Source organism: Streptomyces flavusporus (genome assembly GCF_046267975.1).
GTDB classification, from domain to species: Bacteria; Actinomycetota; Actinomycetes; order Streptomycetales; family Streptomycetaceae; genus Streptomyces; species Streptomyces flavusporus.
Window position 1 is genome coordinate 6,205,576 of the sequence record NZ_CP176503.1, and the last position, 17,907, is coordinate 6,223,482.

The 17,907-nt window shown below is 68.5% G+C and carries 22 protein-coding genes, 1 tRNA gene and 1 riboswitch; of the genes, 15 read left to right on the forward strand and 8 right to left on the reverse strand.

What is annotated here, in order from left to right; all coding sequences use genetic code 11:
* Positions 1–16: 16 nt before the first annotated feature.
* The 5 genes from ACKTSN_RS29325 to ACKTSN_RS29345 all read left to right on the forward strand — a co-directional run bounded on the left by ACKTSN_RS29325 (position 17) and on the right by ACKTSN_RS29345 (position 3,574).
* Positions 17–1,435, forward strand: a complete 1,419-nt coding sequence (locus ACKTSN_RS29325; protein WP_409471848.1) for an amino acid permease — start codon at positions 17–19, stop codon at positions 1,433–1,435.
* A 134-nt stretch (positions 1,436–1,569) separates the two neighbouring features.
* The gene (locus ACKTSN_RS29330; protein ID WP_129799732.1) at positions 1,570–1,992 is read left to right on the forward strand and encodes a Mov34/MPN/PAD-1 family protein; all 423 of its coding nucleotides are present in this window, start codon (positions 1,570–1,572) and stop codon (positions 1,990–1,992) included.
* A 79-nt stretch (positions 1,993–2,071) separates the two neighbouring features.
* Positions 2,072–2,179 (forward strand): putative leader peptide, encoded by a 108-nt coding sequence (locus tag ACKTSN_RS29335; RefSeq protein WP_409471849.1) that lies wholly within the window; start codon positions 2,072–2,074, stop codon positions 2,177–2,179.
* Between the two features lie 150 nt (positions 2,180–2,329).
* Positions 2,330–2,608 carry a MoaD/ThiS family protein gene (locus ACKTSN_RS29340; RefSeq protein WP_224737453.1) on the forward strand — a complete coding sequence of 93 codons (279 nt, stop codon included), beginning with the start codon at positions 2,330–2,332 and terminating at the stop codon, positions 2,606–2,608.
* 15 nt (positions 2,609–2,623) lie between these two features.
* Positions 2,624–3,574: a PLP-dependent cysteine synthase family protein gene (locus ACKTSN_RS29345; RefSeq protein ID WP_409471850.1), complete on the forward strand. Its 951-nt coding sequence runs from the start codon at positions 2,624–2,626 to the stop codon at positions 3,572–3,574.
* Between the two features lie 4 nt (positions 3,575–3,578).
* Here ACKTSN_RS29345 and ACKTSN_RS29350 read toward each other — a convergent pair whose 3' ends face one another.
* Complete coding sequence (locus tag ACKTSN_RS29350; protein WP_409471851.1) at positions 3,579–4,031, reverse strand: type II toxin-antitoxin system PemK/MazF family toxin; 453 nt, start codon at positions 4,029–4,031, stop codon at positions 3,579–3,581.
* A gap of 205 nt (positions 4,032–4,236) precedes the next feature.
* On the opposite strand from ACKTSN_RS29350, the gene ACKTSN_RS29355 reads away from it, so the two are divergent.
* On the forward strand, positions 4,237–4,989 hold the full coding sequence (locus ACKTSN_RS29355; RefSeq protein ID WP_409471852.1) for an MBL fold metallo-hydrolase: 753 nt from the start codon (positions 4,237–4,239) through the stop codon (positions 4,987–4,989).
* Positions 4,990–5,098: 109 nt separating this feature from the next.
* On the opposite strand, the gene ACKTSN_RS29360 is transcribed toward ACKTSN_RS29355, so the two are convergent.
* On the reverse strand, positions 5,099–6,364 hold the full coding sequence (locus ACKTSN_RS29360; protein WP_409471853.1) for a PTS transporter subunit EIIC: 1,266 nt from the start codon (positions 6,362–6,364) through the stop codon (positions 5,099–5,101).
* Between the two features lie 172 nt (positions 6,365–6,536).
* Positions 6,537–7,823: a PTS transporter subunit EIIC gene (locus ACKTSN_RS29365; RefSeq protein WP_409471854.1), complete on the reverse strand. Its 1,287-nt coding sequence runs from the start codon at positions 7,821–7,823 to the stop codon at positions 6,537–6,539.
* Positions 7,824–8,007: 184 nt separating this feature from the next.
* On the opposite strand from ACKTSN_RS29365, the gene ACKTSN_RS29370 reads away from it, so the two are divergent.
* The 4 genes from ACKTSN_RS29370 (at position 8,008) to rdgB (ending at position 10,231) form a co-directional block, all read left to right on the forward strand.
* Entirely contained in the window at positions 8,008–8,241 is a 234-nt protein-coding gene (locus ACKTSN_RS29370; RefSeq protein ID WP_129799725.1) for a glucose PTS transporter subunit EIIB, read from the forward strand.
* Positions 8,242–8,315: 74 nt separating this feature from the next.
* Positions 8,316–9,053 (forward strand): ribonuclease PH, encoded by a 738-nt coding sequence (gene rph / locus ACKTSN_RS29375; protein WP_409471855.1) that lies wholly within the window; start codon positions 8,316–8,318, stop codon positions 9,051–9,053.
* 142 nt (positions 9,054–9,195) lie between these two features.
* Positions 9,196–9,594 (forward strand): hypothetical protein, encoded by a 399-nt coding sequence (locus ACKTSN_RS29380; protein WP_409471856.1) that lies wholly within the window; start codon positions 9,196–9,198, stop codon positions 9,592–9,594.
* A 34-nt stretch (positions 9,595–9,628) separates the two neighbouring features.
* Entirely contained in the window at positions 9,629–10,231 is a 603-nt protein-coding gene (gene rdgB, locus ACKTSN_RS29385) for an RdgB/HAM1 family non-canonical purine NTP pyrophosphatase (protein WP_409471857.1), read from the forward strand.
* Positions 10,232–10,276: 45 nt separating this feature from the next.
* Here rdgB and ACKTSN_RS29390 read toward each other — a convergent pair.
* From ACKTSN_RS29390 to bcp, 4 genes are all read right to left on the reverse strand, one after another.
* Positions 10,277–10,362: transfer RNA gene (locus tag ACKTSN_RS29390), tRNA-Leu, on the reverse strand.
* 12 nt (positions 10,363–10,374) lie between these two features.
* The gene (locus ACKTSN_RS29395; protein WP_409471858.1) at positions 10,375–11,049 is read right to left on the reverse strand and encodes an HNH endonuclease; all 675 of its coding nucleotides are present in this window, start codon (positions 11,047–11,049) and stop codon (positions 10,375–10,377) included.
* The gene (locus tag ACKTSN_RS29400; RefSeq protein WP_409471859.1) at positions 11,046–11,699 is read right to left on the reverse strand and encodes an HNH endonuclease; all 654 of its coding nucleotides are present in this window, start codon (positions 11,697–11,699) and stop codon (positions 11,046–11,048) included. The genes ACKTSN_RS29395 and ACKTSN_RS29400 overlap by 4 nt, the downstream gene beginning before the upstream one ends.
* Before the next feature lie 140 nt (positions 11,700–11,839).
* Positions 11,840–12,307, reverse strand: a complete 468-nt coding sequence (gene bcp, locus ACKTSN_RS29405) for a thioredoxin-dependent thiol peroxidase (RefSeq protein ID WP_409471860.1) — start codon at positions 12,305–12,307, stop codon at positions 11,840–11,842.
* Positions 12,308–12,401: 94 nt separating this feature from the next.
* Between bcp and ACKTSN_RS29410 the strand changes: the two genes are divergently transcribed.
* From ACKTSN_RS29410 to ACKTSN_RS29420, 3 genes are all read left to right on the forward strand, one after another.
* Positions 12,402–12,731 carry a DUF3618 domain-containing protein gene (locus tag ACKTSN_RS29410; RefSeq protein ID WP_409471861.1) on the forward strand — a complete coding sequence of 110 codons (330 nt, stop codon included), beginning with the start codon at positions 12,402–12,404 and terminating at the stop codon, positions 12,729–12,731.
* A gap of 44 nt (positions 12,732–12,775) precedes the next feature.
* On the forward strand, positions 12,776–13,132 hold the full coding sequence (locus tag ACKTSN_RS29415) for a GroES family chaperonin (protein WP_129799718.1): 357 nt from the start codon (positions 12,776–12,778) through the stop codon (positions 13,130–13,132).
* Between the two features lie 72 nt (positions 13,133–13,204).
* A riboswitch (guanidine-III (ykkC-III) riboswitch) is annotated at positions 13,205–13,271 on the forward strand.
* 36 nt (positions 13,272–13,307) lie between these two features.
* The gene (locus ACKTSN_RS29420; RefSeq protein ID WP_129799717.1) at positions 13,308–13,628 is read left to right on the forward strand and encodes a DMT family transporter; all 321 of its coding nucleotides are present in this window, start codon (positions 13,308–13,310) and stop codon (positions 13,626–13,628) included.
* Positions 13,629–13,638: 10 nt separating this feature from the next.
* On the opposite strand, the gene ACKTSN_RS29425 is transcribed toward ACKTSN_RS29420, so the two are convergent.
* Positions 13,639–16,029 (reverse strand): transglycosylase domain-containing protein, encoded by a 2,391-nt coding sequence (locus tag ACKTSN_RS29425; protein WP_409471862.1) that lies wholly within the window; start codon positions 16,027–16,029, stop codon positions 13,639–13,641.
* 228 nt (positions 16,030–16,257) lie between these two features.
* On the opposite strand from ACKTSN_RS29425, the gene ACKTSN_RS29430 reads away from it, so the two are divergent.
* Both ACKTSN_RS29430 and ACKTSN_RS29435 read left to right on the forward strand, forming a co-directional pair.
* Positions 16,258–17,070, forward strand: coding sequence for an ABC transporter permease (locus tag ACKTSN_RS29430; RefSeq protein WP_409474953.1), 813 nt, complete (start codon positions 16,258–16,260; stop codon positions 17,068–17,070).
* A 49-nt stretch (positions 17,071–17,119) separates the two neighbouring features.
* On the forward strand, positions 17,120–17,884 hold the full coding sequence (locus ACKTSN_RS29435) for an ABC transporter permease (protein ID WP_409474954.1): 765 nt from the start codon (positions 17,120–17,122) through the stop codon (positions 17,882–17,884).
* Positions 17,885–17,907 lie beyond the last annotated feature (23 nt).

Here is a 17,907-nt window from a genome sequence, read left to right on the forward strand (position 1 = left end):
GAAAGGCGCACTACACATGACCTCTGCGAAGGTCACCGAAGCCCCTGAAGAGGGGTACGAGCGGGGACTCGGCAGCCGTCAGGTCCAGATGATCGCGATCGGCGGCGCCATCGGCGTCGGCCTGTTCCTGGGTGCCGGCGCGAACATCGCCAAGGCCGGTCCCAGCCTCATCCTGATGTACGCCCTCGCCGGCGTCATCGTCTTCTTCATCATGCGGGCGCTCGGTGAGCTCCTGCTCTACCGCCCTGTCTCGGGCTCCTTCGCGGAGTACTCCCGCGAGTTCCTCGGCCCGTTCTTCGGCTACTTCACCGGCTGGACGTACTGGCTGATGTGGGTGGTCACCGGCATGGCGGAACTCACCGCCGCCGCGATCTACGTCAACTACTGGTTCCCGTCCATCCCGCAGTGGGTCACGGCGCTGGTGTTCCTGGTGATCCTGTTCGGGGTCAACCTGATCTCCGTGAAGCTCTTCGGCGAGCTGGAGTTCTGGTTCTCGATGGTCAAGGTCACCGCCCTGATCGGCATGATCGTGATCGGCCTGGGCGTGCTCACCTTCGGCTTCAGCAGCGCCGGTGACACGGCGGCCGTCTCCAACCTCTGGGCCTTCGACGGCTTCTTCCCCAAGGGCATCGGCTCGTCCCTGATGACCCTCCAGGGCGTCATGTTCGCCTACCTCGCCGTCGAGCTGGTCGGTGTCACGGCCGGCGAATCCGAGAACCCCGAGAAGACCCTCCCCAAGGCGATCAACACCCTGCCGTGGCGCATCGCCCTGTTCTACGTCGGTGCCCTCACCGTCATCCTGTGTGTCGTGAAGTGGACGGAGTTCGCGCCGGGCGTCAGCCCGTTCGTCGAGGCCTTCGCGCAGATCGGCATCCCGGCGGGCGCGGCCATCGTCAACTTCGTCGTGCTCACCGCGGCGCTGTCGTCCTGCAACTCCGGCATGTACTCGACGGGCCGCATGCTGCGGAACCTGGCCGAGAGCGGCGAGGCCCCCAAGGCCTTCACCAAGCTGTCGTCGACCAAGACGCCCGCCCTCGGCATCTTCGTCTCGGTGCTCTTCATGGGCATCGGCGTGGTCCTGAACTACGTCGTCCCTGAGAAGGCCTTCGGCTACGTCACCTCCATCGCCACCGCGGCCGGCATCTGGACCTGGCTGATGATCCTGATCAGCCACGTCCTGTACCGCCGCGCGGTGGTCGCGGGCCGGCTGCCCGCCTCGTCCTTCCCGGCGCCGGGCGGCGCGGTGTGCTCCTACATCGCCATCGCGTTCCTGCTCTTCGTGACCGGCATCATCGCCTACGACGCCGACGCCCGCGTCTGCCTCTACGTGATGGCCGGCTGGGCCGCCGCCCTGGCCATCGGCTGGGCGGTCCTCAAGGCCCGCAACCCGGAGGTCGCCGAGCGCCGCACGCCGGAGTTCGAAAAGGTCGGCTGACGACCACCGGACGGTTCCTAGCGGCAGGGAGTGCTCGTGGCACTCCCTGCCGCTGCCGCTCAGGACGTCCGGCATGTGGGCCGCCCCGTACCACCCCTCGGTACGGGGCGGCCCTTCTGCTTATCCTGGCCAGCATGCTGACCCTCACCCAGGCCCTCTTCGACCAGATCGTCGCCCACGCGCGCGAGGACCACCCCGACGAGGCGTGCGGCGTGGTCGCGGGCCCGGTGGGCTCGGGCCGCCCGGAGCGCTTCATCCCGATGCTGAACGCGGCCCGCTCGCCCACGTTCTACGAGTTCGACTCCGGCGACCTCCTCAAGCTCTACCGCGAGATGGACGACCGCGACGAGGAGCCGGTGATCATCTACCACTCCCACACGGCCACCGAGGCCTACCCCTCCCGCACCGACATCTCCTACGCCAACGAGCCCGGCGCGCACTACGTCCTGGTCTCCACCGCGGACACCGACGGAGCCGGAGAGTTCCAGTTCCGGTCGTTCCGGATCATCGACGGCGAGGTGACGGAGGAGGAGGTCAAGGTGGTGGAGGCCTACTGATCCCGGGATTCGGTCAGAATTCATCCACTATCCGAGATCACATTCCAGGACCCGGACCGGGAATCGATACGATGAGCCCATGGTTTTCCACGACGTGAGCGAAAAGACGGCGGAGCCCTTTTGGGCGTTGCTGCTCGTGGCGCGGCTGCACGTCGACCTGTGCAGGCTCGCCAGCGCCATCTGTTGACGCTGCCCTGCCGCCGTACGGCCGTGAGCCGGTGGAGGTACCTCCCGCGCGAGCGAAGCCGAGCGTGGGGGAGCCTCACACGCACGACCTGCTGTAGCTGCGCTGCCGCGCGCCCACCGACCTGACCACTCCCGACAGGAGCCCTGAGCCATGGCCATCGAGGTCCGCATCCCCACCATCCTCCGCCAGTACACCGACGGTCAGAAGGCCGTCGAAGGCAGTGGGGACACCCTCGCCGAGCTGTTCGCCGACCTCGACGCCCGGCACACGGGAATCCAGGCCCGCATCGTGGACGGCGACCAGCTGCGCCGCTTCGTCAACGTCTACCTGAACGACGAGGATGTCCGCTTCCTCGACGGCATCAACACCAAGCTGTCCGACGGCGACAGCGTCACGATCCTGCCGGCCGTGGCCGGCGGCATGGCCTGAGGTCTCTGACCACCGATGCGTTACGACTCCCCGCTGGCCGCGGTGGGCAACACCCCGTTGGTGCGCCTGCCGCGGCTCTCGCCGTCCGCCGACGTCCGGATCTGGGCCAAGCTGGAGGACCGCAACCCCACCGGCTCGGTCAAGGACCGCCCCGCCCTGCACATGATCGAGCAGGCGGAGAAGGACGGCCGGCTGACCCCGGGCTGCACCATCCTGGAGCCCACCTCCGGCAACACCGGCATTTCCCTCGCCATGGCGGCCAAGCTCAAGGGCTACCGCATGGTGTGCGTGATGCCCGAGAACACCTCGCAGGAACGCCGGGACCTGCTCGGCATGTGGGGCGCCGAGATCATCTCCTCCCCGGCCGCGGGCGGCTCCAACACCGCCGTACGCGTCGCCAAGGAGCTGTCCGCCGAGCACCCCGACTGGGTGATGCTCTACCAGTACGGCAACCCGGACAACGCCGGCGCCCACTACGCCACCACCGGCCCCGAGATCCTCGCCGACCTCCCCTCCATCACCCACTTCGTGGCCGGACTGGGGACGACGGGCACGCTGATGGGCGTCGGCCGCTATCTGCGTGAGCACAAGCCGGACGTGAAGATCGTCGCCGCGGAGCCCCGCTACGACGACCTGGTGTACGGCCTGCGCAACCTCGACGAGGGCTTCGTCCCCGAGCTGTACGACGCCTCCGTCCTCACCACCCGCTTCTCGGTCGGCTCCGCCGACGCGGTCACCCGCACCCGGGAACTCCTCCAGCAGGAGGGCATCTTCGCGGGCGTCTCCACCGGCGCCGCCCTGCACGCGGCGATCGGCGTCGGCAAGAAGGCGATCAAGGCCGGCGAGAGCGCCGACATCGTGTTCATCGTGGCCGACGGCGGCTGGAAGTACCTCTCCACCGGCGTCTACACCGCGGCCACGACAGAGGAGGCCATCGAGAGGCTGCAGGGCCAGCTCTGGGCCTGACCCCCTATGTTGCGAGGTGACGGACCTGGTCCCACAGGACCGGGTCCACCACCCCCACCCGCCGCCGGAAGTCCCACACCGCGACCTCCCGCAGCTCGTCCGTCTCCAGGAAACTCGCCCGGCCCTGGGTGTCCCCGACCGAGCCCGGCGGCAGCGGTATCACCCCGGCCCGCTCGTCGTGGAACCTGCTGGTGATCTTCGCGACCGTCGCCCGCCGCCCGTGCACCGCCAGCACCAGACACGGCCGGTCCTTCGTGCCGGGGCCGTCCTCGTAGGGCACGTTCGCCCACCAGATCTCCGCGGCCCGCGGCCGCTGCGCCGCCCGCGACCGCTCCGCCCGCCCCGGCGGCCGTGTGCGCCGGCCCTCGGGACGCCGCCGCCCCCAGCCGTCGACGAGTGCGGCAACGATCGCGAGCAGTATCACCGCCGCGAGTGCCAACCACCAGGACGTGTCCATACGATGACGTTACCGGCGCACGCATCAGGCCGCGCGCCCTGTTCCACACCCCATGCGCCCCACGTCCAGCCGAACCGGTGACAGCACAGGTGAGTTCGCCCACAACGGCCCTTGGTGGAGGAGCGACCAACGGTTTTGCGCCTTACGCTCGACGGACCGCACGACCCCCGTTTTCTCCACATCCGCCAGCGGAGGTTTCTGCTTCATGAAGCTCACCGTCGTCGGCTGCTCGGGGTCGTTCCCGTCCGCGGAATCGGCCTGCTCGAGCTACCTCGTCGAGGCCGACGGCTTCCGGCTGCTCCTCGACATGGGCAACGGCGCCCTGGGCGAGCTGCAGCGCCACTGCGGTCTCTACGACCTCGACGCGATCTTCCTCAGCCATCTGCACGCCGACCACTGCATCGACATGTGCGCCTACTTCGTGGCGCGCTACTACCGGCACGACGGCGGCCGCTGCGCCCCCCTCCCGGTCTACGGCCCCGAGGGCACCGAACACCGCCTGACCACCGCGTACGCCGACACCCCCTCGGCCTCCTCGATGAGCGAGGTCTTCGACTTCCACACGGTCAAGCCGTCCACCTTCGAGATCGGCCCCTTCACCGTCCACACCGAGCGGGTGGCCCACCCCGTCGAGGCCTACGGCATCCGCATCGAGCACGGCGGACGGACCCTGACGTACTCCGGCGACACGGGCGTCAGCACGGCACTGGACGAACTCGCCCGGGACGTCGACCTGTTCCTCTGCGAGGCCGCCTTCACCCACGGCAAGGAAAAGATCCCCGACCTGCACCTCAACGGCCGCGAGGCGGGCGAGACGGCCGCCCGGGCAGGTGCCCGCCGGCTGCTCCTCACCCACATCCCCCCGTGGACCGACCCGCAGATCAACCTGGCCGACGCCCGCGCGGTCTACGACGGGCCGGCGGAGCTGGCGGTGCCCAGGAGGTCGTACGAGATCTGAGCCCGCACGAGCCCGAACGCACCGACCCGGGCCCGCACGCACACGCGAAGGCTCCCGGAACGCCGCGTTCCGGGAGCCTTCGCGTGTGCTGGGGAGGTTGTGGAAGCGGCTACTTGGCCTCCGCCTTCTGCAGTTCCGCCAGTTCCTCGTCGGACTCGCGGCCCGGCGTCGGCAGGTTGAACTTGGTGATCGCGAAGCGGAAGACGACGTAGTAGACCGCCGCGAAGCACAGGCCGACCAGAGCCAGGCCCCACGGGTTGGTCGCGATGCCCAGGTTCAGGAAGAAGTCGACCGCGCCGGCCGAGAAGCCGAAGCCGTCCTTCATGCCGAGCGCCCAGGTCAGCGCCATCGACACACCCGTGAGGACCGCGTGGATCGCGTACAGGACCGGCGCGATGAACATGAACGTGAACTCGATCGGCTCGGTGACGCCCGTGACGAACGACGTGAGCGCGAGGGACAGCATCATGCCGCCGACGACCTTGCGGCGCTCCGGGCGGGCGCAGTGCACGATCGCCAGGCAGGCGGCCGGCAGCGCGAACATCATGATCGGGAAGAAGCCGGTCATGAACTGGCCCGCCGTCGGGTCACCGGCCAGGAAGCGGGCGATGTCACCGCTCTTGCCCTCGTAGTCGCCCGCCTGGAACCACGGGAACGAGTTCAGCAGGTGGTGCATGCCGATCGGGATCAGCGCACGGTTGGCGACGCCGAAGATGCCGGCCCCCGCGGCGCCCGAACCGACCAGCCACTCACCGAAGTTGTGCAGACCTGTGCCGAGGACCGGCCAGATGTAGCCGAAGACGATGCCGATGACCAGGCCCGCGAACGCCGCCAGGATCGGCACGAGACGACGGCCGCCGAAGAAGCCCGCCCAGTCCGGCAGCTTGGTGCGGTAGAAGCGCTGGTAGAGCAGGGCCACGACGATGCCCATCACCACACCGCCGAGGACCTTGGCGTCCACCGGCGCGTCGACCATCACGACCTTGCCGTCGACGACCTCCGCGACCTGCGGCAGGTTCTTGTCGGTGAACGTGGCGAGGACGTTCTTGAAAACCAGGTAGCCGACGACGGCCGCGAGCGCGGTCGAGCCGTCCGACTTCTTGGCGAAGCCGATCGCGATGCCCACGGCGAACAGCAGCGCCATGTTGTCGAGGATCGCGTTGCCACCGGCCGCCATAAAACCGGCGATCTTGGTGATGAACGCCGGGAACGACTCGCGCCCCAGCATGTCGGTGTTGCCGAGGCGGACCAGGAGAGCGGCCGCGGGCAGAACCGCCACCGGCAGCATCAGGCTGCGGCCGATGCGCTGCATGACAGCCATCACGCCGGAGCCCTTCCTCTTGTCGGCCGCGGGAGCGGCGCTGGCCGTGGTCACAACTTCCTCCAGTGGGCATGGCGCCGCCCAGGGACAATGAGAAGGGGACGGCGGCGTCCGGCGATGCCACGCGGCAGCACCGCAAGGGTCTACACCACTCAGTGGTGTAGACCTGTTGTAGCACGATGAAGGCGAGATAAGGAACCCGCGATTCCCGCGCCCGTTCGGTTGCTTACCCCTTCGTGACGTCCTCCACTTCCTCCTCCGCCTCCCGCCCCGGCGTCTTCAGATCGAACCTGGTGATCGCGAAGCGGAAGACGACGTAATAGACGGCGGCGAAACACAACCCGATCGGGATGATCGCCCAAGGTCTCGTCGCCAGATTCCAGTTGATGACGTAGTCGATCAGACCGGCCGAGAAGCTGAACCCGTCATGCACCCCGAGCCCCCACGTCACCGCCATCGACACACCCGTCAGCAGCGCGTGGACCGCATAGAGCGCCGGTGCGATGAAGAGGAACGAGTACTCGATCGGCTCGGTGATGCCCGTGACGAACGACGTCAGGGCGGTGGACAGCATCAGCCCGCCGACCTCCTTGCGGCGGCTCGGCCGCGCGCAGTGCGTCATCGCCAGCGCGGCGGCCGGCAGCGCGAACATCATGATCGGGAAGAACCCCGACGTGAACTGACCCGCGTCCGGGTCGCCGTTCAGGAACATGTTGATGTCGCCGTGCACCACCGTGCCGTCGGGCTTGGTGTACGTGCCGAACTGGAACCAGATGGGCACGTTCAGGAACTGGTGCAGGCCGATCACCAGCAGCGCGCGGTTGGCGACGCCGAAGACACCCGCGCCCCGGGCGCCCAGATCGCTCATCCAGTCGCTGAAGCTCTCCAGCGCGTCACCGATGGGCGGCCAGATCCACAGGCACAGCACCGCGAACGCGATCGCCACGAACGCCATGATGATCGGCACCAGCCGACGCCCGTTGAAGAAGCCGAGCCAGTCCACCAGCTTCGTACGGTGGAAACGCGCCCAGAAGAAAGCCGCCAGCAGCCCCATGACAATGCCGCCGAACACCCCCGGATTCGGGTAGGTGAACTCGGTCACCGTCCCGTCCGCCACCTGGCAGCCGGTGTCCACCGCCCGCGAACCCTCCGGACAGTCCTCCGGAAACTGGCGCAGCACATTGAAGTAGACGAGAAACCCGGCAACCGCCGCGAGCGCCGTCGACCCGTCCGCCTTCTTCGCCATGCCGATGGCCACACCCACACAGAACAGCAGCGGCAACCCCAGCGAACCGTCCAGGAGCGCACCGCCCGCGCCCGCCATCACCCTCGAGACATCGGTCCGGCCCAGCCCCTCGTCGCCGAACACATCCGGCTGCCCCAGCCGGTTCAGGATGCCCGCGGCCGGCAGCACCGCGATCGGGAGCTGAAGACTGCGGCCCATCTTCTGCAAGCCCTGGAACAGGCTGTTCCAGCGCGCACGGGCGGGACTGGCAGCGCTGTCGGCACTCATCGGGCTCCTCCCGGAAGGGCCGGGTTTGGCGACCACCCCCCAGCTGGTGTAGACCAGTTGGCGGAAGGTTCCGCTGTCGTGACGCCATCATTCGGTACGCACGCCATGACCGCTCGCGAAGCTGGGCCGACTGTGGATTACTGCGACATAGCGCTTCGGACCAGGCCGGATCAGGGAGAAACACATGGCCAGCAAGGCTGAGAAGATCGTTGCCGGGCTCGGCGGCATCGACAACATCGAAGAGGTCGAGGGCTGCATCACACGGCTGCGCGTCGAGGTGGCCGACGCCTCGCTGGTCGACGACGCCGCGCTCAAGGGCGCCGGCGCCCACGGCGTCGTCAAGATGGGCACCGCCATCCAGGTCGTCATCGGCACCGACGCCGACCCCGTCGCCGCGGACATCGAAGACATGATGTGAGCACCCGCTCACCCTCAGGGGCCCCTTTCCACACCGGAAGGGGCCCCTCGGCCGTAGCGAGCTAGGCTCACCTCATGTCTCGAATCGACGGCCGCACCCCCGAACAACTCCGCCCGATCACCATCGAACGCGGCTGGAGCAAGCACGCCGAAGGCTCCGTCCTCGTCTCCTTCGGCGACACCAAGGTCTTCTGCACCGCCTCCGTCACCGAAGGCGTCCCGCGCTGGCGCAAGGGCAGCGGCGAAGGCTGGGTCACCGCCGAATACGCCATGCTGCCCCGCTCCACCAACACCCGCGGCGACCGCGAATCCGTCAAGGGCAAGATCGGCGGCCGTACACACGAGATCTCCCGCCTCATCGGCCGCTCCCTGCGCGCCGTCATCGACTACAAGGCCCTCGGCGAGAACACCATCGTCCTCGACTGCGACGTACTCCAGGCCGACGGCGGCACCCGCACCGCCGCCATCACCGGCGCCTACGTCGCCCTCGCCGACGCCGTGTCCTGGGCGCAGAAGAAGAAGCTCGTCAAGCCCGGCCGCAACCCGCTCACCGGCACCGTCTCCGCCGTCTCCGTCGGCATCGTCGGCGGCATCCCGCTGCTCGACCTCTGCTATGAGGAAGACGTCCGCGCCGAGACCGACATGAACGTCGTCTGCACCGGAGACGGACGCTTCGTCGAAGTCCAGGGCACCGCCGAAGCCGAACCCTTCGCCCGCGACGAACTGGGCGCCCTGCTCGACCTCGCCGTCGCCGGCTGCACCGAACTGGCAGCACTGCAGCGTGCCGCGCTCGAAACCCCCGTCGAAAAGTAAAGGGCGGACCAAGACACGTGGTCGGAGCGGGCAACCGCGCCGACCACCACCGCGTCTGAAGAGATACGGGCGCACGGCTCATCCCTGTGCGCCCGGCCAACTGACCGGGCCCGTCGGGCCCAACCAAGGGAGGGACCGTTCCATGGCCGCGAGCCGCCGCCGACGCCGTACCGCCGTCGCCGCCACCCTGGCGGCGGTGGCGCTGACCGCCGGACTGACCACCGGCTGCGACGCCGTGAACAAGGCGCTCGATTGCGTCAACACCGCCGATGCGATCGCCGACAGCGTCACCGACCTCCAGCAGGCCGTGGACAACGCGGCGAACGACCCGACCCAGCTCGACGAATCCCTCGACTCCATCGAGCAGAACCTCGGCGAGATCGGCGACAAGACCGACAACGCCGACGTCAACAAGGCGGTCGACGACCTCGAGAAGGCTGTCACCAACGTCCGCACCGCCATCGAGAACGGCGACGAGACCCCCGACATCAGCCCGGTCACGGACGCGGCCGGCGAACTGACCAAGGTCTGCACGCCGTAACGGGCGCGGCGGGGGAGCCGGGATACTGGACGGCATGACCCGCCTGATCCTCGCCACCCGCAACGCCGGAAAGATCACCGAGCTGAAGGCGATCCTCGCCGACGCAGGTCTCCCACACGACCTCGTCGGCGCGGACGCCTACCCCGACATCCCCGACGTCAAGGAAACAGGCGTCACCTTCGCCGAAAACGCCCTCCTCAAGGCCCACGCCCTGGCCCAGGCCACCGGCCTCCCCGCCGTCGCCGACGACTCCGGCCTCTGCGTCGACGTCCTCAACGGCGCGCCGGGCATCTTCTCGGCCCGCTGGGCGGGCAAGCATGGCGACGACAAGGCCAACCTGGAGCTGCTGCTGGCCCAGCTCGCGGACATCGCCGACGAGCATCGGGGGGCCCACTTTGCGTGCGCGGCGGCGCTGGCGTTGCCGGACGGGCGGGAGCGGGTGGTTGAGGGCCAGCTGAGGGGCGTACTGCGGCATGCGCCCGCGGGCACCGGCGGCTTCGGCTACGACCCGATCCTCCAGCCGGAGGGCGAGACGCGGACGTGCGCGGAGCTGTCCCCCGAGGAGAAGAACGCGATCAGCCATCGGGGGAAGGCGTTCCGGGCGTTGGTGCCGGTGGTTCGGGAGTTGTTGGGCTGAGGAACGGAGGAGGGGCCGTCCGGCTGGACGGCCCCTCTTTTGGCGTGCGGCCGGTGGGATTCGAACCCACACGGGCTTTCGCCCAAGGGCACCTAAAACCCTCGCGTGCTACCTGATTTCGCCACGGCCGCGTTGCCGCCATGCTACCGGTCGTGTGGCGCTTGACTACGTCGGCCTCGGCCACCGCCTCGACACCAGGTGTTGGTGATCGCGTGGCAGTTCGGGCACAGCAACCGGAGGTTCTCCCGCCGGTCGTCGCTCCAGTGCCCGTTTATGTGATCGACCTCCAACGTCATCGGCTTGCCGAGCCACTCGGGACCGACGCCGCACTGGGCGCACTCCTCGGGTACGCCGATTTCGCAGAGAGCGCGACGTCGCAGGTAGGTCTTTGTCCGGCGCTTGCCGTCGTGCTGGACCAGAATCTCCTCTGGTCGCTTGGCAGGGACGAAGCCCGACTTACCCCGCTGATGCGCCTGTCCCAGGAAGTGCGCCGTCGACAGGCGTTCTTCAGCGATCCACTGACGCAACAGCGCGCGCTGTGTGCCGCTGTCCGGACGTCTCAGACGGCGCAGCGTACCTGCGATGGAGACCGACTCGGCGACCGCCGCACGCAGTTCCTCGGGCGTAGGCCGGGGGACTCTGCCCGGGCGGCTGAAGTGTGAGATGTCGATGCCGAAGTGAGCGAAGCGCTTCACCAGGTAGCGGTCGAGCTTCGCGTAGGGACGCGTCCCGAAGAAGGCGATGACTTCTTCGAGGCTGGAGCACTGCGTGGCCGCTTGTGTCAGCTGTTCGCGGGTGTACTGAACGCCACTGCTCATGCGGTGCCGCCCCTGGTCCGCCCTTTGCCGCGCCCTCGGTAATTGTCGGTCGTGGAATGGCAGTTGGGGCAGAGGAAGCGAAGGTTCGTGATGCGGTTGTCCCACCAGCTCCCGTCGACATGGTCGACCTCGAGCGACAATGGTTGCCCCAGCCATACCGCCTCGTTTCCGCAGAGGGCGCACCGTTCCGGCACCCCCATGGACGTCATCGCCCACTTGAGGCGGTCACTCGGGATGCGCCGGGCGTGCGCAGTTGGCTGCTCGACGAGCAGGCCCTCCGGCGTTCGTGGCCGCCAGGGTTTGCCGCGCCGGGTCGGCATCTGGAAGTGCGAGGTGTCGATGCCGTACGCCTTGATCCGGCGGCTGATGTGGGTGTGGTGCCCACCGACGACCTCGAGCCCGAGGTAGCGCAGTACCTCGCACATGTTGGTGGAGGCCGCTACCGCACCCTCAAGGATCTCCCTCGCCCACTTCACGCCCTCCCGCTCGAAGTGCGAGACATCCACCCCCAGCTTCTTCATTCGCTCAAGGACGTACCGCCGCGTAGAACTCCCCGGATCCACCCCCAACCTCCCCAACGCCTCCGACAACGTCCGCGCCCCCCGAGCCGCCTCCTCCAGCCGCTCCTTGGTGTACGCACTGGCCCCCATCGAGCCCCCTCCGTTCCGACCGCACGTTCGTGGTCCACACGGAGTAACGAACCGCTTATCGGACAGTCACGCCCGACATGCAAAGCGGCCCGTGCCGGGTCACCCCGGTACGGGCCGCTCGCGTCGGGCGGAGCCTGCGCTCAGATGCCCAGGTCCTTGATGATCTTGGCCACGTGCCCCGTCGCCCGCACGTTGTACAGCGCCCGCTCGACCTTGCCCTCCTCGTCGACGACGATCGTGGAGCGGATGACGCCCATGTACGTCTTGCCGTAGTTCTTCTTCTCGCCGTAGGCGCCGTAGGCCTCGATGACGGTCTTGTCCGGGTCGCCGGCCAGGGTGACCTTCAGGGATTCCTTCTCGCGGAACTTCGCCAGCTTCTCGGGCTTGTCCGGCGAGATGCCGATGACGTCGTAGCCGGCGGTGGCCAGGACGTCGAGGTTGTCGGTGAAGTCGCAGGCCTGCTTCGTGCAGCCGGGGGTCAGGGCGGCCGGGTAGAAGTAGACGATGACCTTGCGGCCCTTGTGGTCCGACAGGGAGACCTCGTTGCCGTCGGCGTCGGGGAGGGTGAAGGCGGGGGCCACGTCCCCGGGCTGGAGTCGCTCACTCATCGGGCTAGCGTAACCGGGGGTCCTGACGGTGCGGTCGCCCGAAGAACTGACAGACTGTCCGGAACAAGCATCAGCTGACTTCGGAGGCCGTACGGTGGCGGACACGTCGGACACCAGAACCCCGGCGCAGATCGAGGCGGACATCAGGCGCCGCCGCGAAGTGCTGGCCGAGACGCTCGACGAGATCGGGGTGCGGGTGCATCCGAAGACGATCGTCGGGGACGCCAAGGCCAAGGTCGTGTCGAATGTCGATCACACCCTCGGGCGGGCATACGTGCAGGTCAATCGGGTGGTGAGTGATGTGAAGGGGCAGTTCGTCGATGAGGAGGGCGCGCCTCGGATGAAGCGTGTGCTGCCTGTCGCGCTCGTGGCCGTCGGGGTCGTGGGGCTGCTCGTGCTGGGTACCCGGCGGCGGAACCGCTGACCCTCCTGCGGACGAACGCTTCGATGGCGGGTAGGTTCAAAGGCGTGAGCTCCAACAGAAACGACCACAGCACCCATCCCGACAAACTGCCCATCCGGATGCTGCACGACCGTGTGCTCGTGCGGCAGGACACCAGCGAGGGCGAGCGGCGTTCCGGTGGCGGCATCCTGATTCCCGCCACGGCGGCCGTGGGCCGTCGGCTGGCGTGGGCGGAGGTTGTCGCGGTGGGGCAGAACGTACGGACCGTCGAGCCGGGTGACCGGGTGCTGTACGACCCGGAGGACCGCGCCGAGGTGGAGGTGCGGGGTATCGCGTATGTGCTGATGCGCGAGCGGGACCTGCATGCCGTGGCGGCGGACCGGTTCGAGGGGTCGGAGGATTCGACCGGGCTGTACCTGTAGATCAGGGCTGTGCCTGTAGATCAGGGACGAGAAGGGGCTGGTGACCATCGTCACCGGCCCTTTTTGTCGCCCTCCTTGCTACATTCGTAGGAGCCCGACGAGACGCGCCGTACCGGGACGAAGGCAAAGACGACGCACCCCCGTCCGTCCTGTCTGTCTCTCGGAGGTGCCTGTCATGGCCTGGGTTCTGCTGATCGTCGCCGGCGTGCTCGAAGTCGGCTGGTCGGTCGGGATGAAGTACACCGACGGTTTCACGCGGCTCGTTCCGAGCCTGTTCACCGGTGCCGGCATCGTCGCCAGCATGCTGCTGCTGTCGTACGCGGCGAGGTCCCTGCCCATCGGTACGGCCTATGGCGTCTGGGTGGGGATCGGGGCCGCCGGGTCGGCGGTGGTCGGCATGGTGGTGCTGGGGGAGCCGGCGACCGCCGCCCGGATCTTCTTCGTCTGTCTGTTGCTGGTGGCCGTGGTGGGGCTGAAGGCGACCTCGGGGCACTGAGCCGTGCGGTTCACAGTCTGAGCGTGTACTGCGGAGCCGAGTTCGTGGTGCCCGTGGTCGTTCCGCCGCCGGTGGTGCCTCCGGTGCCGCCTCCGGTGGTGCCGCCGCTTGTGGTCGGGTCACCGCCGGTTGTGGTCCCGCCGCCTGTGGTGGTCCCGCCGTCGGTTGTCGTGCCCCCGTCCGTGGGTGTGCCGCCCGTCGTGGTGCCGCCGGTCGTCCCGTCCGTGGGGGTGCCGCCGGTCGTCGTGCCGCCGTCGCCGGTGGTGCCGCCGTCGGTGGTCGTGTCGCCCGGCGTCTCGTCCGGGCTCTCCTGGTCGGCGTCGTCGCTCGGTGTGGCGCCGTCGGTGGGGGCGTTGGTGCCGGGGTTCTGGGAGGGCGGGATCTCGGGCAGGTCCCATTCCTCGGCGCCGTCCTGGAGCTGGAGGTTGAAGTCGGTGGGCGGGGTGCCTTCGAGGGCGTCCTTGGTGAACTGGGCCCAGATGTCGGCGGGTGCGCCGCCGCCGTTGACGCGGTCCAGGCCCATGGCGCCGTAGAGCGGCATGTGGTCGGCCGTGACGGGGTCCTGGCCCATGACGGCGACGACGGTGGCGAGGTCGGGGGTGTAGCCGGCGAACCAGGCGGCGGTGTCCTCCTCGGCGGTGCCGGTCTTGCCCGCGGCGGGGCGGCCGGCGGCCTGGGCGGCGGTGGCGGTGCCGTTCTCGACGACGCTCTGCAGGACCGATGTCGTGGTGTCGGCGGCTTCGCGGCTGACGGCCTGGTGGGTCTGTCGTGCGGGCAGTTCGATCACCTCGGTGCCGTCCTTGGTGATCTTCTCGATCATGGTGTACGTGCCGTGCTCGCCGTGGTTGGCGAGGGTGGCGTAGGCCTCGGCCATGTCGAGGACGCTGGCGGTGGCCACGCCGAGGGCGATCGACGGGTACGGGTCCATGTCCGGGGTGGCGGTCGGCAGGCCGAGGTCGATCGCGGTCTGTTCGACCTTGTCGGGGCCGACGTCGACGGCCATCTGTGCGTACACCGCGTTGACGGACTTGTCGGTGGCCTCGCGGACGGTGATGTCGCCGTACGACTTCTGGTCCTCGTTCTCGGGGGCGTAGGCGCTGTTCCAGCCCTGGACGGGGCGCTTGTTGGTGCCGTCGTAGTGGGTGTTGGGGGTGATCGGTGTGCCGCCCTGGGTGGTGGAGTCGTTCTCGACGGCCGAGGTGAACACGAACGGCTTGAAGGTGGAGCCGACCTGGAAGTCCCGGCGGGTGGCGCCGTTGGTGTACTGCTTGACGAAGTCGATGCCGCCGTACATGGCGACGACCTTGCCGGTCTTGGGGTCGACGGCGGCGCCGCCCGCGCGGACGTAGGTGTCGACCTTGCGGTTCTTCGGGTCGAGCTTGGACACCAGCTGGTCGTTCACGGCGTCGACGAAGGCGTCCTGCCGGGGCTTCTCGAGGGTGGTGGTGATGCGGTAGCCGCCTCTCTCGAGCTCGTCCGGGTCGACGATCTTGTTCTCGGCGAGGTACTGCTTGATCGCGTCGACGACGTAGCCGCGCTGCCCGGACATGCCGGTGGAGACGGTGGCTTCCTTCGGCATCGGGAACTTCAGGCCGGCCCGCTCGGAGCGGCTGAGCCGGCCTTCCTTGACCATGCCGTCGAGGACGTAGTTCCAACGGGCCTCGGCGGCGGGCTTGTTCTCCGGGTGGGCGACGACGTCGTACTCGCTGGGCGCGTTGAGCAGCGCGGCGAGGTAGGCGCCGCGGGCGGGGTCGAGGTCGGTGGCGTCCATGCCGTAGTAGGCGTGGGCGGCGGCCTGGATGCCGTAGGCGTTGCGGCCGAAGTAGCTGGTGTTGAGGTAGCCCTCCAGGATGTCGTCCTTGCTCTTCTCCTGATCGAGCTTGATCGAGATGAAGAACTCCTTCACCTTGCGGGTGACGGTCTGTTCCTGGGCGAGGTAGTAGTTCTTGACGTACTGCTGGGTGATCGTGGAGCCGGACTGCTTGCCCTTGCCGGTGGCGGTGTTCCAGGCCGCGCGGAGCATCGCCTTCGGGTCGATGGCGGACTCGCTGTAGAAGTCGCGGTCCTCGGCGGCCAGTACGGCGTGCTGGGCGTTCTTGGAGATCTGGGCGAGGGTGACGTTCTCCCGGTTGACCTCGCCGTCCCGGGCGAGTTGGGAGCCGTCCGCGTAGAGGTAGACGTTGCTCTGCTTGGTGGCGAGGGCGTTCGCCGGCGGGATCTTGACCAGTGAGTAGCCGAGGAAGAACAGGCCGATCACCAGCAGGACGCCGAGGACGAAGGTGCCGAGCACCATGCGCCAGGTGGGGATGATCCGGCGCCAGCCGGTGCGCTTGGGCCGCTTGGGCTTGCCGCCCCCCGTCGCGCCCTGGGTCGGCTGCTGCGGCTGCGGCTCGTGACTCATGTCGTGCACGGACTCCTGTTTTCCTCGTATTTTCCTCGTACGTTCCGGTACGAATTTCTCCTCGTACGATCCCGTACGCCCTCGTACGTCTTCTGCGCCCCCTGTTGAAGACTCTCGCACCAAGCGTTCCGTTCCCGGTTCCCGGCACGCGTCTTGCCCGGAAATTGCGTGGCCGCCGGGATCGGCCGCGTACTAGGCTCCTGCGCTTCGGTGCCGGACGCGGTCGGGATGGTGGTGGGTGTGGGCGCGGGACGGTTGTACGTGGCCGTCGCGGTGGGAGGTTTCCGACGATACGCGACGTACCGGACGGCCACGGTCGCCGGGGTGTTCACCAACACCGTCTTCGGGCTGATTCTCGTCTACACGTACCTGGCGCTGTGGGAGGAGAGGCCGCAGCTCGGCGGATACGACCAGGCGCAGGCCGTCACCTATGTGTGGCTGGGGCAGGCGCTGTTGTCGACGCTCGCGATCGGGGGTGGCGGCTTCGAGGACGAGTTGATCGAGCGTATCCGTACGGGTGATGTGGCGATCGACCTCTACCGGCCGGCCGACCTCCAACTGTGGTGGCTGGCGGGCGACCTGGGCCGGGCGTTGTTCCAGCTGCTGGGGCGTGGGGTGGTGCCGTTCGCGTTCGGGGCGCTGGTCTTCGATGTCGCGCTGCCGTCGGATCCGGTGACGTGGGCGGGTTTTCTGCTGGCGGTGCTGCTCGGGATGGTGGTCAGTTTCGGGATCCGGTACCTGGTGGCGCTGAGCGCGTTCTGGCTGATGGACGGCACCGGGGTGGTGCAAATGGCGTGGCTGCTGGGGTTCTTCTGTTCGGGCATGCTGCTGCCACTGAACGTCTTCCCGGGCCTGCTGGGCGAGATCGTACGGGTGCTGCCGTGGTCGTCGCTGCTGCAGGCGCCGGCGGATGTGCTGCTGGGGCGGGCAGATCCGCTGGGCACGTTCGCGTTCCAGGGTGTGTGGGCGGTTGCGTTGCTGGCGGCGGGGCGGCTGGTGCAGTCGGCGGCGACGCGGCGGGTGGTGGTGCAGGGTGGGTGAGCGCGGTCGGGTGGCGGAGGGACTGCGGGGGTACGGCCTGATCGTCGCGATGTGGATTCGCTCGACGATGGCGTACCGGGCCTCCTTCGTCATGACCACGGTCGGCAACTTCGCGGCGACGTCGCTGGACTTCGTCGCGATCCTGCTGATGTTCTCCCGCGTGGAGGCGCTCGGCGGTTATGCGCTGCCCGAGATCGCTTTCCTGTACGGCCTGTCCAGCGTCGCTTTCGGGCTGGCCGATCTGGCGATCGGGTCGATGGACCGGCTGGGGCGCCGGGTGCGCGACGGCACGCTGGACACGCTGCTGGTGCGGCCGGCGCCGGTGCTCGCGCAGGTCGCCGCGGACCGCTTCGGGCTGCGCCGCCTGGGCCGGGTCACCCAGGGGGCGCTGGTGCTCGGCTACGCGCTGGCGACGGTGGACATCGACTGGACGCCGCTGAAGGTGCTGCTGATGCCGGTGATGCTGCTCAGCGGGGCGGTGATCTTCTGTGCGGTGTTCGTCGGGGGCGCGGCCTTCCAGTTCGTGGCGCAGGACGCCTCCGAGGTGCAGAACGCGTTCACCTACGGCGGTACGACGCTGCTCCAGTATCCGCCGACCGTGTTCGGCAAGGAACTGGTGCGCGGGGTGACGTTCGTGCTGCCGCTGGCCTTCGTCAACTGGCTGCCCGCGAGTTATGTGCTGGGGCGGCCGTATCCGCTGGACCTGCCGACATGGGTGGCGTTCTCGCCGCCGCTGGTGGCGGTGGGGTGCTGTGCGCTCGCGGGGGTGGCGTGGCGGGCGGGGCTGAAGTCGTATCGAAGCACAGGGAGTTAGACCGTTGACTGGTGGCTTCATCG